This is a genomic window from Treponema sp. C6A8 (assembly GCF_000619925.1).
Lineage (GTDB): Bacteria > Spirochaetota > Spirochaetia > Treponematales > Treponemataceae > Treponema_D.
In genome coordinates, this window is the sequence record NZ_KK211042.1 from 238611 (window position 1) to 255235 (window position 16625).

A 16625-nucleotide genomic window follows, 5' to 3' on the forward strand; every position below is an offset into this window, starting at 1 on the left:
TGTGTCTCTGCGTTTATCTGTGACTAATTATTCTTCTTTTCTTTTAGACTCAATTTCATTATATTTACAGTGATTAATTTTATTAAGGAAGTCTAACATGTCAGATAAGAAAATTCCAATCACATTGTTGTGCGGCTATCTTGGTGCGGGAAAAACTACCCTTTTGAACCGCGTACTTACAAATCAAAAAGGCTATAAGGTTGCCGTAATTGTAAACGACATCGGCGAAGTAAACGTTGACGAACGCCTTATTTCAAAAGAAGCTCAGATTACAGACTCTTCAAGCCTTGTTCCTCTTACAAACGGATGTATCTGCTGTACCCTTAAGAGCGACATGGTTCAGCAGATTGAAAACCTGATGAAAACAGGTAAATTCGACTACATTATGGTAGAAGCAAGCGGTGTATGCGAACCAATGCCAATTGCCCAGGCAATGGAACAGATTGAAATCGGTTATGTTGATAACGTAGTTGGCGTTGTAGATGCCAGCCGCCTTGTAGATGAATTTGATTCAGGTCACGCACTTGAAGAAACCCTTAAAAAAGATGCAGAAGAAAGCGAAGAAGATATCGAATCACTTTTGATTCAGCAGATTGAATTCTGTTCAACCCTCATCATCAATAAACGCGACCTTGTAACAGACGAACAGATGAAGGTTGTACGTGCCGTAATCAACAAGATTCAGCCAAGCGTAAAAGTAATTGAAACATCACACTGCGAAGTTCCAGTAGAAGACGTAATCGGAACAAACCGCTTTGACTTTGAAACAGTTTATGCTTCTGCCGGCTGGGTAAAAGCCCTTGAAGAGCATGACGAAGAAGATGATAATGACGACCACGACGAGCATGAGCATGGTGAACATCACGACGAACATGGACACCATGACCATGATGACGATGACGAACATGAGCACGGACATCACCACCACCATGAACACCGCCACGAAGGTGAAAGTGAAGACGAATACGGAATCGGAAGCTTTGTTTACTACCGCCGTAAGCCTTTTGACCGCGTAAAACTCGACCAGTTTGCTTCAAAATGGCCTCGCAACATCATCCGTTCAAAGGGTGTTGTATGGTTCAGCGATGAAGAAGAAATGGCATACGTTCTGGAAACAAGCGGACGCCAGATTTCTGCAGGATATTCAGGCCAGTGGCTTGCTGCCTGCCCTAAAGACGAGCAGGAACGCGTACTTGCAGAAGAACCTCAGATGAAAAAAGACTGGGATGAAAAGGTTGGCGACCGCATGATTAAAATGGTAATCATCGGACAGCACCTTGACCGCGAACAGATTGAAAAGGATCTGGACGCTTGTCTTGCAAAATAAGTCAACAATACGTTCCTATCAATAGAAACTCTTTGATTTTTTTGTTATTATTGCATCAACATTTTCATTTTACTTGGAGGAGATTATGAAAAAAGTATTGCTTGGTGTGTGTGCCGCTTTGATGGCTGCAGCATTCGTGTCTTGCGGCGGAGAAAAGGCTGCCGTAGTAAAAATCGGTGTTTTTGAACCAGCTTCTGGTGATAACGGAGCCGGCGGAAAACAGGAAACTCTGGGTATTCAGTACGCAAACAGCGTTACTCCAACTGTTGAAATCGGTGGAAAAGAATACAAAGTTCAGCTTGAAATCGTTGATAACGAATCTTCAAACGACAAGGCTGTAACAGCAGCTTCTGAACTTATTTCAAAAGGCGTTTCTGTAGTTCTCGGATCTTACGGTTCTGGCGTTTCAATCGCTGCCAGCGATACTTTTGCAGCAGCTAATGTTCCTGCAATCGGCGTTACCTGTACAAACCCACAGGTAACTCTTGGAAACGAACACTACTTCCGCATCTGCTTCCTCGATCCATTCCAGGGAACTGTTCTTGCAAACCTCGCAGCTGATAAATTCACTGCTAAAAAAGCATATTGTCTTTCTAAGCTCGGTGATGACTACTCGGGCGGTCTTGTAAAATACTTTGTTGATGCATTCAAAAAACTCGGCGGTGAAGTTGTAGAAGAAACTTTTCCGGACGGAACTTCTGACTTTGCAGCATACGTTGCAAACGCTAAAAAAACTGGTGCAGACGTATTCTTCAGCCCAGTTTCAATTGAAGCTGCAGCCCTCATCATTGAGCAGGCTAACACTCAGGGTATGACACTTCCTATCCTTGCAGGTGATACATGGGACTCTAACGTTGTTCTTGCCCAGGCTAAGGGAACTAAAGTTCAGGTTTACGTAACAACCTTCTTCGTTGAAGGTTCTACAGATTCTAAAGTTACAGCTTTCGTTGACGGTTTCCGCGGATATTTGAACGCAAACGCAACTGCTAAGACTAACAACGGTGGTGACGATGAAATCGCTGCAGTTTCTGCAATGGGATTCGACGTTTACTACACAGCCCTCGAAGCACTTAAAACTGCCGGCAGCACAAAAGGCGCTGACGTAATCAAGGCTCTTCCAGGCGTTACTTACGAAGGCGTTTCTGGTGCAATCGCATTCGACCAGAACGGCGACGCTGTTCGCGACGTAGCTTACGTTAAAAAAGTAAACAACGAAAACGGCAAATGGGACTTCGTAGCTCAGCAGTCGGTCAGATAGGTTAAAGGTGCCAGGTTTTAGGTTATAGGATAAGGGGGAAAGCCTTCCCCCTGGACTCAACCCGCAGACGGTTTTCGCCACACCCCCATCTCCTAGGGAGCTTCGCCCCCTAAAACCCCTAAAACCTGTCACCTAATACCTATCACCTATATCCCCCTTTTTTTCATCATCATTTTTCTATATAATTACAAAGATATTTTAAAATTATAGGAAAAAGTGATGGATTTTTTACAAAATAACCTTCCTTACATTCTGGCAGGCATTTCTACGGGCGGACAGTACGCGCTCATAGCAATCGGTTACACAATGGTTTACGGCATCCTCCGCCTTATAAACTTTGCCCACGGTGATGTTTTTATGGCAGCGGGTCTGATTATGATTTATTCATACAGCGTTATGCCTCTCTGGGTTTCAATTCCATTTACAATCATTCTGACAGTTTTACTCGGCTTTGCAGTTGAGCGAATTGCCTACAAGCCTCTGCGCAATGCACCACGAATGTCTATCATGATTAGTGCAATCGGTATGAGCTATCTTTTACAGAACCTTGCCCTTTATGTAACAGGCGGTCTTCTTAAAAAGTACCCTACAATTCCTTGGATCAGCGATTCAATCACAATCGCAGGTGCAATCACAAAACGCGTTACAATCATCACACCGTTTTTGACAATTCTCTTGGTTGTTGCTCTTGTTCTTCTTATTAATCATACAAAAATCGGAATGGCAATGCGCGCCGTTTCTAAGGATTTTGAAACAGCCCAGCTTATGGGAATTAAAATCGACTCGGTTATCTCTATGACCTTTATTATCGGTTCCTTCCTTGCCGCTGTCGGCTCAATTCTTTTCTTCTCAAACTATCCTGGTGTTACCCCTACAGTCGGCGGTATGCCTGGCCTCAAAGCCTTTGTTGCGGCAGTATTCGGGGGAATCGGTTCAATTCCTGGCGCTGTAATCGGAGCCTTTTTGATTGGTATCTGCGAAAACATCATCAAGGGTGTGGGCCTTACAACCTTCAGCGACGCCTTCACCTTTGTTCTTTTGATTTGTGTCCTTATGTTCATGCCGACCGGTATCTTCGGTGAAAAAGTTACCGACAAAGTTTAATCAAACCGGAGAAATCAGATGGAAAAAATAAGTTTAAAAGATAAAAAATATCAGATAATCAGCTGGGGACTGCTGGTTCTTCTTTTTGCCTTTGTTGCAATTCTGGAAGCCGTCGTGCCCCCTACCCACATCCTCTTCACCGTTCTGAAAAAAGGTGCAATTTACGCCCTTGTTGCCGTTTCGATGAACCTTCTGAACGGTTTTACAGGACTTTTCAGCCTTGGTCAGGCAGGCTTTATGCTTTTGGGAGCCTACACTTACGCAATTTTTACAATCCCGGTTTCGGCCCGCGCCCAGGTTTACCAGTATTTTGACGGAGGCGCAATTCAGTTTACAATTCCTGTTTTTGCAGCCCTGATTCTTGCGGGCCTTGTTGCGGCCTTTTTTGCATATTTAATCGGACTTCCAGTTCTTCACTTAAAGTCAGACTACCTCGCAATCGCAACTCTGGGTTTTGCAGAAATCATCCGTGCCATTTTCCAGTGGGATAAGCTTGGCGTAATTACAAACGGTTCAAACCTTCTGCGTAAATATCCTGTTTTCCGCTCAACCCTTTTTTACTTTGCAGTAAGCGGACTTTGTATTGCAATCATCATGCTTTTGATTAATTCAACTTACGGACGCGCCTTTAAGGCAATCCGCGATGATGAAGTTGCGGCAGAAGCTATGGGTATCAACCTTGCCCACCACAAGCAGCTTGCCTTTACAATCAGTTCTTTCTTTGCAGGAATTTCTGGCGCCCTTCTTGCTATGTTCCAGACAACAATTCAGGCAAGCCAGTTCAAGTCTGCAATGACTTACGAAATCCTTTTGATTGTCGTAATCGGCGGTATCGGAAGCGTTACAGGAAGCTGCATTGCATCCTTCCTCTTTATTGCCTGCTCAGAATGGTGGCTGCGCTTTTTGGACAACGCAAACCTCAACTTTACTTCAATTCAGATTTTGCGCCCGGGCTTCCGCAAGGTTGTATTCTCGGTTGTAATCATGCTGATTGTACTTTTCTACCAGAAAGGAATTATGGGCGAGCACGAATTCTCTCTTAAGGGAATTATAAATCGTCTTAAAAACATCAAACCTCTTAAAGCTAGAAAGAATCCTGATTTTAAGGAGGTTCGCTAAATGTCAGCTACAGAAAAAGTTCTTGAAATGAAAAACATCACAATGCAGTTTGGCGGCGTTGTGGCTGTAAATAATCTTTCTCTCAATGTAAATAAGGGCGAAATTGTTTCGCTGATTGGTCCTAACGGGGCCGGAAAAACAACTGCCTTCAACGTTGTAACCGGTGTTTACGCTCCTACAAACGGTGCGGTTTACTTTAACGGTAAGGAAATTGTAGAAAACTTCCCTGCCGGAAAAATGAAAAAGCTTTACGCAGGAACAAACCGCGGCGACTACACAAAACGCCTTGAACCAACTCCTGATGTAATTACAAAGCTTGGAATTGCCCGTACCTTCCAGAACATCCGTCTTTGGAAGAGTCAGACTGTATTTACAAACGTTCTGATCGCAAAACACATGCGTAAGACAAGCAATATCTTTTCTGCAACCTTCCGCCTTAACCACAAGGAAGAAAAAAAGCAGCGGGAAGAAACAGAAGAACTCTTGAAGATTCTGGGACTTTACGAGGTTCGCAACGAGCTTTGTACTTCTCTTCCATACGGACTTCAGCGCCGCCTGGAAATTGCCCGCGCCCTTGCCACAAATCCAAGCCTTCTTTTGCTTGATGAACCGGCAGCCGGCATGAACCCTCAGGAAACAGCAGAACTTACAGACTTTATCAGAAAAATCCGCGATGATTTCCACCTTACAGTCTTTATGATTGAACATCACATGGACCTTGTAATGGATATTTCTGACCGCATTTACGTTTTGAACTTTGGAGCTTTGATTGCTCAGGGAACTCCGGAAGAAATTCAGAATAATCCTGAAGTTATTTCGGCATATCTTGGAGAAAGCGAGGAATAATATGCTTAGAATTTCTGATTTACATGTATCATACGGCGGAATTAAGGCACTTCGCGGAATCAACCTTGAAGTTCCTGACGGAAAAATCGTTACTCTGATTGGCGCAAACGGTGCCGGAAAGTCTACCCTGCTCCGTTCTATCAGCGGACTTGTAAAACCTCAGGAAGGTTCAATCAGACTTGATAACAAGGAACTCATCTGGAGTCCTATTAATAAAATCTGTGCAGAAGGAATTGCCCTTTCGCCTGAAGGCCGCCACGTCTTTTCTGATTTGACAGTTCTTGAAAATCTGATGATTGGTGCCTACCTTAGAAAAGACAAGGAAACCATCCAGGATGACCTGGCATGGATTTACGAACTTTTCCCACGTTTGAAAGAAAGAAGCTGGCAGTTTGCAGGAACCCTTTCCGGCGGTGAACAGCAGATGCTGGCCCTGGGTCGTGCCCTTATGAGCCGTCCAAAGGTTCTCATGCTTGATGAACCTTCACTTGGACTTGCACCCCTTATTGTTCAGCAGATTTTTGACATCATCCGGGAAATCAACAAAAAGGGTGTTACAATTCTTCTTGTTGAACAGAACGCAAACATGGCCCTTAAAACTGCCGACATTGCCTACGTTCTGGAAACAGGCGAAATCGTACTGCAGGGAAGCGGAAAAGAGCTTCTTGAAAACCCGACAGTGCGCGAAGCATATTTAGGAAAGAAAAAGTAGTGTCTTTAAACTGTAACGAAATCAACCTTGTTTTGTCTGAACTGAATCTGGAAGGGGCCTTTATTCAGGACATAATCCAGCCGGGTTATGATACTCTGGCCCTTTACACCTACAAGGAAGGAAGTGCAAAAACTCTTCTGATTTGTACTGCCCAGAATTCGGTACGCATAAACGAAACAAGGCGCAAAATTACCAAGAATCCCAAACCGCTCAGGTTTATGGAATTCCTTAAGTCAAAAATAAAGGGATGCCGCATAAACACCTGTGCCCAGATTGGGCTTGAACGCGTTATTAAAATGGAGCTTTCTCATTCGGATGATGAGCGTTTTAATATGTACATCCGCCTCTGGAATAACGCGGCCAACGTAATTTTGTGCGACGAAAATGATTTTGTTTTAGATTCCATGTTCCGCCGCCCGGAAAGATATGAAATGAAGGGCGAAACTTTTATTCCTCCGGCTGTAATTGAAGAAAAACTCAAGGATGCGGAAGAGAGATTCCCGATTCGTAATTGGTCTAAGGGGGTTTTAGGGGGAGAGCGAAGCGCCCCCCTAGGCGAAGGGGTAGCGGAGAAAGCCGAAGGCGTTCGCAGCGAGGGGAAGGCTTTCCCCTCATTTAACGAGTATATCGACTGGTGGTACTCCGAGCATGCGGACAACCTTAGCCGCGAATCGCTTCTGGAAAAGGCTGAAAAATGGTACGAGGGTGTAAAATCCAAGCGGGAAAATGCCCTCAACAATCTTTTGAACAAGCAGGAAGAGTTTAAGAACGCGCCTCAGCTCAAGCATCAGGGCGATTTGATTATGTCTTACGCCCATCTGATTGACGGCACTTCAAAATATCTGGAATGCGAGGACTATGAAAGCGGAAAAAGAGTTCGCCTTTTGATTGACCCGAAAAAATCGGGGCAGGAAAATGCGGCTGAATACTATAAAAATTACAAAAAGGCTGTGAGCGGGGCGGAAGAGCTGGAGCACGACATTCAGATTGCCCGCCTGCAGCTGGAAAAGCTTGAAAAACAGTATGCGGACATTCTGGCGGAAAAAAATCCGGTCAAAATCGAACAGATGCTGCGCCGCGATTCAACACCAGCCCAGAAGCAGAAGAAATCTCACCCGGGCCTGGACTATACTGTAAACGGCTGGCTGATTTATGTGGGCCGGGATGCTAACGAAAACGATGAGCTTTTGCGTCATCATGTACGCGGGGAAGATTTGTGGCTTCACGTGCGGGATTTTGCTGGCGGCTACGTTTTTATCAAGGCTCAGAAAAACAAAACCGTGCCTCTGGATATTCTTCTGGATGCGGCAAACCTTGCGGTTTACTATTCAAAGGCGCGTACTAACACAAAAGTTGATTTGTATTATACTCATGTTAAATATCTTCGCCGTGCAAAAAACGGACCAAAGGGTCTTGTCATTCCGACTCAGGAAAAGAACCTTTGCGTTACGCCGGATAAGGCCCGTCTCAGCAGGCTGGACTTTTTGCACGAAGAGAGTATGATTTAAGAAAGAGGTGGGGAAAAACTAAAGTGACACAACAGGAACGCAACAGGAAGTATTCTCAAAAATCAACCTGGGATTTTTCAGCAGTTTCTCCATATTTTAATCTGCTTGGACGGGGACGAACTTTTTTCCGGGCCTGGCAGTTTATCTTTAACGTTACCCACAACTTTTTCTTTTTGCAGCAGCGTCAGGTTCTGCATCTGACCCACCGTCCGGTCATCAACGTTCAGACAGACTTGGACGATAAAATTCCTTTTGAACCTTCAAAGGTAAACACTTATCTTGGCTTTATTCCATTTTTTGTAAAGCCTTTTGACATGATGATTAAGCGAATGGGCTACAAAAAGGCCGCCCCTTACATCAATAAAAATCTTTATGTGCTTTCAAAAACTTACAAAAGCGCCTCCTCAATATACCGCTTTTCAATGACGACAACTTCGCGGCCCCATTACCTGCAGGATGCCGCCTTCAAGGCAATTCATGCCGCAGACCCTCACCTTCTATGCGTACCAAGCCTTCACGTCTCAATCTGCGCCGTCACCTATGCCTGGTACACCCAGTTCTTTAAAGAGACAAGTGCTCTGGGCCTTTTTACAAAGGAAGAGGCCGACCGCCGCATGGAAGAAATCAAAAAACAGGCAATCGCAATCATCGAAAGCGTGCTTTTTGTAAAGCAGCACAGCGTAAACTGCATTCCAACAGCCCTTTATATGATAAGCGCCGTTTTCGGAAATGATTTCTTTTCTGCAAAGGATGCCGTAAACTTCATCGAAGAGCTTTTTAAGAACTCTACCGAAGTTGATGAAAAAACCCGTCTGGAAATTGCAGACCACTTTACCTCACTTTACGAACGCACACTCCTGGAAAACAGTTTCAACGACCACTGGCAGGATTCCATCAAAAACTGGCTGACAGAATACGCCGAGCAGACAGGACAGGAAATCTAAAGGGGGCGTCACAGCACGCTCAACTGCAATTTCGCAATTTTCATCAACTTTTTTCTATATACGATTTTCGTTTTTTAATGTATAATTGTAGAGTGCAAACTAATACTTTAGGCGAAATTAAGGCTGTTGCATTCGATATTGACGGCACCCTTTACCGCACCTGGAAACTAAACATTCGGATTATTTTTCACTTTCTGCTTCACAACCAGTTCTTCTTGAAGTATGGCCTTGTGCGCGCAAAAATCCGTAAGATTCCATTAACAGGCACATTCAAAGAGGCCCAGACTCAAATGATGGCAGAAAAACTTCACTGCTCTCCTTCAGAGGCAGAACTTCTGCTTACAAAAATCGTTTACGCAGGGCTTTCTTCATATTTTTATAAAATCAAGCCTTACAAAGGCTCTGTTGAACTTATTAAGGATCTAAAAGAAGCCGGATTCAAAATCGCGCTGCTTTCAGACTTTCCGCCGGAACAGAAGGGCGATGTCTGGGGCGTAAAAAATTTATGCGATGTTGTACTCGGAACAGAAGAAACCGGAGCCCTTAAACCGTCTCCGATTCCTTTTAATGTACTTGCAGAAAAGCTTGGTCTTCCACCGGAGCAGATTCTTTACGTGGGAAACAGCCACAAATATGATGTGGTTGGAGCAAAGAACGCCGGAATGAAAGCAGCCTGGCTTGTTCAGCCCGAAAAAGGCATTTTAGGAAAAAAATCAAAGCTGGCAGATATAACCTTCTGGAAATACAGTCAGCTTAGAGAATTACTTCTGGGGAAACAATAAACACATAAAATAAAAATTGTGGGTGGGGAAAAAAAATGGAAATCGCAATCGCTGTTTTAATTTCAGTCGTTATTTCATTGGCAATTTCAATGTACTTTCATGGTCTTGCAAGAGACAACAATTCAATGGAAAAAGTCCGAAAGTATGCGGATAAACGAACTGGAGATTTAAACGATCTTTACAAAGCAATTGAAGATAAATTCAGACTCCTGATTACAGAATTTCATACACAGCAGTCTCAGGCAAATGCAGCCATCAAGCTTCTTAAAGGTCAGAACGACGAATTTTCAGAAAAAATCAAATCTTTTGAAGCAAACATCAACTCAATCAAAAAGATGGAAGCAGAAATCGACAACTATTCCCGTCTTTTGAATGATTTGAACGACATGACCGGAAAAGTTGAAGAAAACCTTCTCCGCATCCAGAACGAAAGCGTTATCGTAGACAAGCTTACAGACAGACTTGGAAAGCAGGATCAGCTTGTCGATTCCATCGAAAAGAAAATTCCTCAGCTTACAGAAAACTTTTCAAAACACAACGCAGAACAACTTAAGGCAATCGGCACTACCCTGCTCGACCAGTACAAGAATTATGCAGAAAATCTTGATAAGGAAGTAAAGGTTGCCAAAGACCAGGCAGAACAGCTTCTTACAGACCTTACCCAGACAATCAGAAGCTCTTATGACGACGCCGCCAACCGCGCCCGCACTCTTGAAGACACAGCCTTTGCAAACCTTAAGGAACAGGCACAGGGCCGCGCAGAAGAATACCTTAAAACTCTGCAGGACAAAATGGCAGAACTTCAGGCTGATCTGGAAACTCAGACCGCTTCACTTTCTTCAAACATCAACAATCAGACAAGCGACGTTCAGACAAGCCTTGAAAATCAGTCTAAACTGGCAGAAGAATCAATTCTTGCAAAATTTGCCGACCTGACAACCCTTGTAAACACAAAATCTGAAGAACTTACAGCAAGCTTTGAAGAAAAAACTGCAAATACAAACCAGAATTACAAAAACGAGGAAGAAAAACTTGTTGCTCAGATTAAGACAAACCTCAGCGGAATCAACGAAAAGCTTAATGCTAATCTGACGGCGCTTACAAATACCTTCCAGGCAAAAATCCAGCAGACTCAGGATAAATATGCAAAGCTTCTGGAAAGCGTTACCGCAAAGGACGACAGCATTTTTGCAAAGCTTCAGGAAAAACTGGACTCAGACAACGCACGTTTCAATCAGAAATACACAGAAATTCTTGCAAACGTGCAGTCTAAAAATCAGAACGACTTTACTTCACTTACAGCTAAGTTTAAGGCAGACTACGAAAAGCTTGTCAGCGAATATTCAAATACATTTGACCGCGTAACTGCCGTAAATACAAAGAAAATCAGCGACTTCAACCAGAACTTTGAAGAAGAACATGCAAAGCTTCTTGAAAAATTCAATTCAATGCTTACTCAGTATGATTCTGAAACAACAAAGAAGATTTCAGACTTCACTTCTTCACACGATCAGAAACTGGAAGAATTCATCAGCCAGAATACAGAAAAGTTCAACTCTTTCACCCAGCAGAATGAAAATGTTCTTTCAACCTTTACACAGGAACACAAAACTCAGCTTGATGAACTTGTAGCAGACACAAGCCGCAAAATCGAAGAGATTACCCAGAACTACGACCGCCAGATTAAAGACCTTGCTCAGGAAGACCTTTCCAGAATCGAAAGCTTTTCTAAGCAGAGTGATGACAGAATTGAAAACGCAACTGAAGCATGGAAGACAAAACTTTCTGACTTTGAAAACACCTTCAATTCAAAAATCAGCGAACTCAATCAGATTCAGACAACTTACCAGACAAAAATCACAGGCATTAAGGATGAGCTTGATTCCGGTATCAAAGAATGTACAGACCGCACAGCTCAGTTCAAGCAGGAAATCTTTGACCTGCAGTCTTCTCTTACAACTACTCTGGACACTGTTTCTCAGCAGACAACTGACACAATCGAAAAGGCAGAATCAAGCCTTCGCGAAATCAAGCGCCAGTGCGAAGATGCAGCTCAGAGAACAGAAAACCTTCAGCCTGAACTGGAAGGCAAAATCAACAAAATCTCTTCAAGCATTGAAGCCCTTGAAGAAGAAACAAAAGACCGCCTGAACGAACTTTCTCAGCGTGTTTCTGATTCAATCCGCAAGGCTCTTGAGCAGAACGAGGCAAAACACCTCAACATTCTGGAGCAGGCAGACCAGCAGCTTGTTGCCTACAAAAAAGACATTGATAATAAGCTTTCAAAGATTCAGTTCAGCCAGAGCGACATCGACTCTCTTGAAAAGAGCCTTAAGGGCGCAATGAGCGAAGTTCAGGCAAGAGTTCTTCGCGACTTTGAAAACTTCACAGCCCTTCAGAAGGAAAAACACGACCAGTTCTCTAAGGCAATTGAAGACGATTCAGCCGCAGTTGAAGCAAAACTCAGCGAAATCAACACAAATCTTGATGATTTGAAGCAGACTGCAACCGGAAAGATGAGCATCAAGCTTCAGGAATTCGAAGACGCCTTCAACAAAAATCTTTCTCAGAAAAACCAGCAGATTGATACAGAAATTGCAGACTGGAAACACGATTTTGATACAAAGCTTGCAACCCTCACAAACAACTACGAAGATTCCCGCAAGGCTCTGGAAGAACAGTACTATGATGACCTCAAGACTGAACTTACAGCCATTCAGGAACGCACTGCAAGCCAGCACGAAAAACTCAACGAATCAGTTGAAAATGCCCGCGCCAAGACTCAGGCTGCCGTAGACGAAGTTCAGAAGATGGTATCTGCATTCAAGGCAGATACTTCTGCAACAATCAATTCTGTTACCCAGAACACCCAGAACGAATACAAGCGCGAAATTGAACGCAATGTTCTTGCAATTCAGAGCGCCCTTGAAAAGACACAGACAGAACTTATGCAGGATTTGAAGGCCTTTGAAGAGCAGGTTCAGAGCCGCCAGCAGACAGGTTCTTCAACAATCGACGCTGCCCTTTCTGAATTCAACACCTGGAAACAGCAGATTCGCAGTCAGTTTGACGAATCAAGCAGCGTATATAAGGAAGAAATTGAAACCTTCCAGGCTCAGACTCAGGATAAGATTGAAGCCCTTGGCCAGTCACTCCTGCAGAATATGAAAACTTACGAGCAGGCAGTTCGCGAACAGCATGAAGCCTTAAACTCTCAGATTTCTGACCTTCAGAATAAGACACAGGCTTCTGTAAGCGAATACGAAAACCGTTCAGAGCAGATTATCAAACAGCTCAGCCAGATGTACGAAGAAATGCTTACAACAACAGAAAACCGTGTCCGCGAACAGAATGAAGATGCAACTGCAAAGATTGAAACTCTCAAGACAGAAATCCAGCAGGCCGCAGAAAATAACCGCGCAAATCAGTCTAAGATGATTATGAAGATGCAGGATGACGCAAACACCTTGCAGACTCACTTGAGCGAGATTTCAAAGGAACTTCAGAACGTACGCGCCAACATTCAGATTTTCGAAAAGGCTGACCAGATGAAACGCCAGCTTGAAGAAAACATCCAGAACCTGAACGATGGCTTTGACCGCCTTGAAGATTTTGGAGCAACAGCAGACCAGTTCAAGAGACAGTTCGGAACTCTTGTAAAAATGAACGACGATATTGCCAACCAGATTACAGTATTTGAAAGCCAGAAGGCAAAACTTGAAAGCCTGGGCGCTTCATTTGCAAACGTAAGCAATATGGCAAATCAGATTGATAATCAGGTTCATCAGCTTAATGCAACAAAAGATGAACTGCAGACAATGGAAGTTACAGTCCGCAATTACAACGAAAAGCTTCAGTACCTCACAGAACAGTATGAAAAGCTGGACCGTAAGGATGAAGTTTTGAACCGCATCACAAAGGATGTTGATACTTCTTTTGACCGCCTTAAGGAACTTGAACAGCGCCTTACAAACGCAAACCGCCAGATTGTTTCACTTCCAAACGAAATCAAGGAAGTTCAGACAAACGTTGACCGCATCCTTCAGAATGGTCCAAGAATTACAAACGCCGTTACTCAGCTTGAAAAACTTGATGATTTGATTACTCAGACTAACGAGCAGATTGAATCAATTCAGTCAACAAAGGGCGGAATTGATAAAACTGTAATGAACCTGAGCGCTATGAACCGCGAAGTTGAAGACAAGTTCAAGACTTTGCGCCAGATTACAGAAAACCAGATTAAGAGCGAACCTGCCAGCGTAAAGAGCAGCTCAGGAATTGCTCCTGCAAAACGCGATATGGTCCGCACACTTAAACGCCAGGGCTGGACAACAGTTGAAATTGCAAAACGTGTCGGCATGACAGAAAACGAAGTTGACTTGATTTTGCAGCTTCCGGAGTAAAGGAGGATTTGAAAGCGGTAAAAACTAAAAAACTTTTCTGATGAAAAGTTTTTCTTAACGTTTTTTCTATCAACGCAGGAAATGGTTTTCATGATGAAAGCTAAAAACTATTTTTCTGCGGAAAAACAGTTTTTTTAACGCTTTCTTCTATTATCATTATGATTCGAACAGGCTTAGGTTACGACTTACACAGACTGATTGAAGGAAGAAAACTTCTGCTGGGCGGCATTGAACTGCCATTTGACCGCGGAGAAGACGGCCATTCAGACGGCGACGTTCTTTTCCACGCAATTACAGATGCAATTCTGGGAGCAAGCGGACTTGGAGACATAGGTTCTTTCTTCCCGCCAGAAGAAGCTAAATGGAAGGATGCTGATTCTGCCCTTCTTTTGAAAACTGTAATGGAAAAAGTTTATGCTGCAGGCTGGAAAATTGAAAACCTGGACTGCGTGGTAAAACTGGAAAAACCTAAGTTTATTCCTTTCCGTCCTCAGGTTATAGAAAACATTGCAAAAGTTCTGGAAATAGAGCCGTCACAGGTTTTTGTAAAGGCAAAGACCGGAGAAAAACTGCCGCCGGTAGGTACCAGCGAAGCAGTAGAAGCCTGGGTTACCTGCCTTTTAAGCAAGTAGGCATTTACCTTTTCAAGTCGCCCGGGTAGGTAATCTTAATATTTGAAGCATCGCCCGGGTAAACTTTAACTGCCCCGCAGAACTCGCCCCAAATCTGAGTATCATCTGTAAATTCTTTTTTTATCCCCTGCCCCGCAAGCTCTTCTATCTGAGCAGTAGCTTTTTTATGAGCATCAAGCAGACGGGTAAAATCAAAATTCTGTGGAGTCTGAACCGCGCAGAGATTTGCCCGAACCAAATGACGTACAATAAAGCCGTTTTCATCAATTTCTTTCTGGGTATCGGTTGGAGTGAGGCCCGGAACGCTGGCCCCGAATTCAAGGGCGGTTTCAATTCCTTCTATTATAATCTTCTCGCTGACAAAAGGACGCGCTCCGTCGTGAATTAAAACAAGATCAGGACTATTTCCCCGCCTTTCAATTTCAAGCAGCCCCTTAAAAACGGATTCCTGTCGCGACGCCCCGCCCCTTACAAAATTGAAGCCGGCATAGCCGAGTGAGCTGACGGCATCCCGCGCCTCATCTTGGCTTCCCGCCTTACAGGTAATAATAAAATCTGTAATGAGATATTTCTTCTGTCGGGAAGAAGCCCCGTCCAGAGCCTTTAAAAAAGCGCCAGCACAGCATGAAAGTACTGTGCCGTCTTTTAGTGGTAGGAATTCTTTTTTAATACCGCCGCCCATTCTTGTAGAAGAACCGGCCGCAGTAATTATAATTGCAATTTTAGAAGTCTGAATCGTCGTCGTCAAAATCTTCTTCCGCATCCATTCCGTCAGATCCTTTTGAATCTTCCGAATCATCATCGTCATCATCAGAATCTTTACGTTTATCAGAACCATCCAGATCGTTCATCAAATCATCATCTTCGTCATCATCAAGAATAACAGGATGCTTGATTTTTGGAGTTGATCCAGGTGGCTCAAGCTTTGTATGGATTTCATCGCTGATTTCTTTGTCAGTTTTTCCAAGTGCAAGCGCTACTTCATCTTCAAGAAGCTTCTTCGCAGAATCATAAAGCTTGCGCTCAAGAATAGGAAGTTCCTTCACCTTACTGCGGTTGTAAAGACAGCGTACGATAGTCGCAATATCCTTTACGGTTCCCTTCTTAAGCAGGTCCAGGTTCATCTGATAGCGGAGTTTCCAGTCAGAAGTAATCGGTTCAAAATCATCAGAAAGAAGATTAAGAGCTTCCTGCGCTTCTTCTGCTGAAACAATCTGACGGATTCCCAAATCATCAGCTTTTTCAACCGGCACCATAACAATCATGTCCGATGCTTCAATATAAATCTTGTAGTAGAGCATAGTCTTGTCTTTGAAAGACTTTTCAAAAATCTCTGTAACTCTACCTACACCCTGGCTAGGATAAACGACCTTCTGGTCTACACTGAATTTTGTTTCCATAAGTAAGATATTATAACACAAATTTTAAGAAAGTTCAAATTGAGAATTCGGGCGCAAATAAAACTTCCCAGTCGCAATTGAACTGAACCCAATTTTTTGGACAGTTTTTATGCTACCAGTTTTTCATTACGAACTTCTACAGGTGTCCGATAATTAAGGACACCAGAATCTCTTTCATAATTAAAATAATAAATGTAATGTTCTAGTTGTTCCAGAAATATTTCAACTGAAGTAAACTTATTAAGATAAAACCATTCTGATTTCAAGGTCCCCCAGAAGTTTTCAATTACTGCATTATCAAGGCAGTTTCCTTTTCTGGACATACTTTGTACAGCGCCTTTTTTTCGCAGAAAGTTTTTGTATGAAATATGTCTATAATGCCAGCCATGATCAGAATGAATAATTATACCGTTCGGATTTCTGATTTTCTTGAAAGCAATTTTTATCATACTCATTACAAGTTTCAGGTTAGGACTGAAACTCACAGAATGCGCAATGATTTCTTTTGAATGCATGTCCATAACGGCGGAAAGATAAATCTTTTTTCCACATACCTTGAACTCCGTAACATCCGTCGTCCATTTCTGATT

The 16625-nt window shown here is 43.3% G+C and carries 14 protein-coding genes; 11 read left to right on the forward strand and 3 right to left on the reverse strand.

The window, feature by feature from the left end; translation table 11 throughout:
- The first annotated feature begins 97 nt into the window (after nt 1-97).
- The 11 genes from T530_RS0112980 (at nt 98) to ispF (ending at nt 14635) form a co-directional block, all read left to right on the forward strand.
- Nucleotides 98-1327, forward strand: coding sequence for a GTP-binding protein (locus T530_RS0112980; protein WP_027729383.1), 1230 nt, complete (start codon nt 98-100; stop codon nt 1325-1327).
- 85 nt (nt 1328-1412) lie between these two features.
- On the forward strand, nt 1413-2585 hold the full coding sequence (locus tag T530_RS0112985) for an ABC transporter substrate-binding protein (RefSeq protein ID WP_027729384.1): 1173 nt from the start codon (nt 1413-1415) through the stop codon (nt 2583-2585).
- Nucleotides 2586-2804: 219 nt separating this feature from the next.
- The gene (locus tag T530_RS0112990) at nt 2805-3689 is read left to right on the forward strand and encodes a branched-chain amino acid ABC transporter permease (protein WP_027729385.1); all 885 of its coding nucleotides are present in this window, start codon (nt 2805-2807) and stop codon (nt 3687-3689) included.
- An 18-nt stretch (nt 3690-3707) separates the two neighbouring features.
- A complete protein-coding gene (locus tag T530_RS0112995; protein ID WP_027729386.1) occupies nt 3708-4808 on the forward strand; it encodes a branched-chain amino acid ABC transporter permease in 1101 nt (366 codons plus the stop codon).
- The gene (locus tag T530_RS0113000) at nt 4809-5654 is read left to right on the forward strand and encodes an ABC transporter ATP-binding protein (protein ID WP_027729387.1); all 846 of its coding nucleotides are present in this window, start codon (nt 4809-4811) and stop codon (nt 5652-5654) included. It begins immediately after the preceding gene.
- A gap of 1 nt (nt 5655) precedes the next feature.
- Nucleotides 5656-6366 carry an ABC transporter ATP-binding protein gene (locus T530_RS0113005; protein ID WP_027729388.1) on the forward strand — a complete coding sequence of 237 codons (711 nt, stop codon included), beginning with the start codon at nt 5656-5658 and terminating at the stop codon, nt 6364-6366.
- Nucleotides 6366-7874 (forward strand): NFACT family protein, encoded by a 1509-nt coding sequence (locus T530_RS0113010; protein ID WP_027729389.1) that lies wholly within the window; start codon nt 6366-6368, stop codon nt 7872-7874. The genes T530_RS0113005 and T530_RS0113010 overlap by 1 nt, the downstream gene beginning before the upstream one ends.
- A gap of 23 nt (nt 7875-7897) precedes the next feature.
- On the forward strand, nt 7898-8818 hold the full coding sequence (locus T530_RS14470) for a hypothetical protein (protein ID WP_051537995.1): 921 nt from the start codon (nt 7898-7900) through the stop codon (nt 8816-8818).
- A gap of 92 nt (nt 8819-8910) precedes the next feature.
- Nucleotides 8911-9600 (forward strand): HAD family hydrolase, encoded by a 690-nt coding sequence (locus T530_RS0113020; protein ID WP_027729390.1) that lies wholly within the window; start codon nt 8911-8913, stop codon nt 9598-9600.
- Nucleotides 9601-9635: 35 nt separating this feature from the next.
- The gene (locus T530_RS0113025; protein ID WP_027729391.1) at nt 9636-14003 is read left to right on the forward strand and encodes a hypothetical protein; all 4368 of its coding nucleotides are present in this window, start codon (nt 9636-9638) and stop codon (nt 14001-14003) included.
- A 158-nt stretch (nt 14004-14161) separates the two neighbouring features.
- Nucleotides 14162-14635: a 2-C-methyl-D-erythritol 2,4-cyclodiphosphate synthase gene (ispF, locus tag T530_RS0113030; RefSeq protein ID WP_038074740.1), complete on the forward strand. Its 474-nt coding sequence runs from the start codon at nt 14162-14164 to the stop codon at nt 14633-14635.
- A 4-nt stretch (nt 14636-14639) separates the two neighbouring features.
- Here ispF and T530_RS0113035 read toward each other — a convergent pair whose 3' ends face one another.
- From T530_RS0113035 to T530_RS0113045, 3 genes are all read right to left on the reverse strand, one after another.
- A complete protein-coding gene (locus tag T530_RS0113035; protein ID WP_027729393.1) occupies nt 14640-15383 on the reverse strand; it encodes a 2-C-methyl-D-erythritol 4-phosphate cytidylyltransferase in 744 nt (247 codons plus the stop codon).
- Nucleotides 15358-16035 (reverse strand): CarD family transcriptional regulator, encoded by a 678-nt coding sequence (locus tag T530_RS0113040; protein ID WP_027729394.1) that lies wholly within the window; start codon nt 16033-16035, stop codon nt 15358-15360. Before T530_RS0113040 ends, T530_RS0113035 begins: the two co-directional genes overlap by 26 nt.
- A gap of 107 nt (nt 16036-16142) precedes the next feature.
- Nucleotides 16143-16625, reverse strand: a 483-nt coding sequence (locus tag T530_RS0113045; protein ID WP_027729395.1) for an IS3 family transposase, incomplete at its 5' end; no start/stop codon positions are given.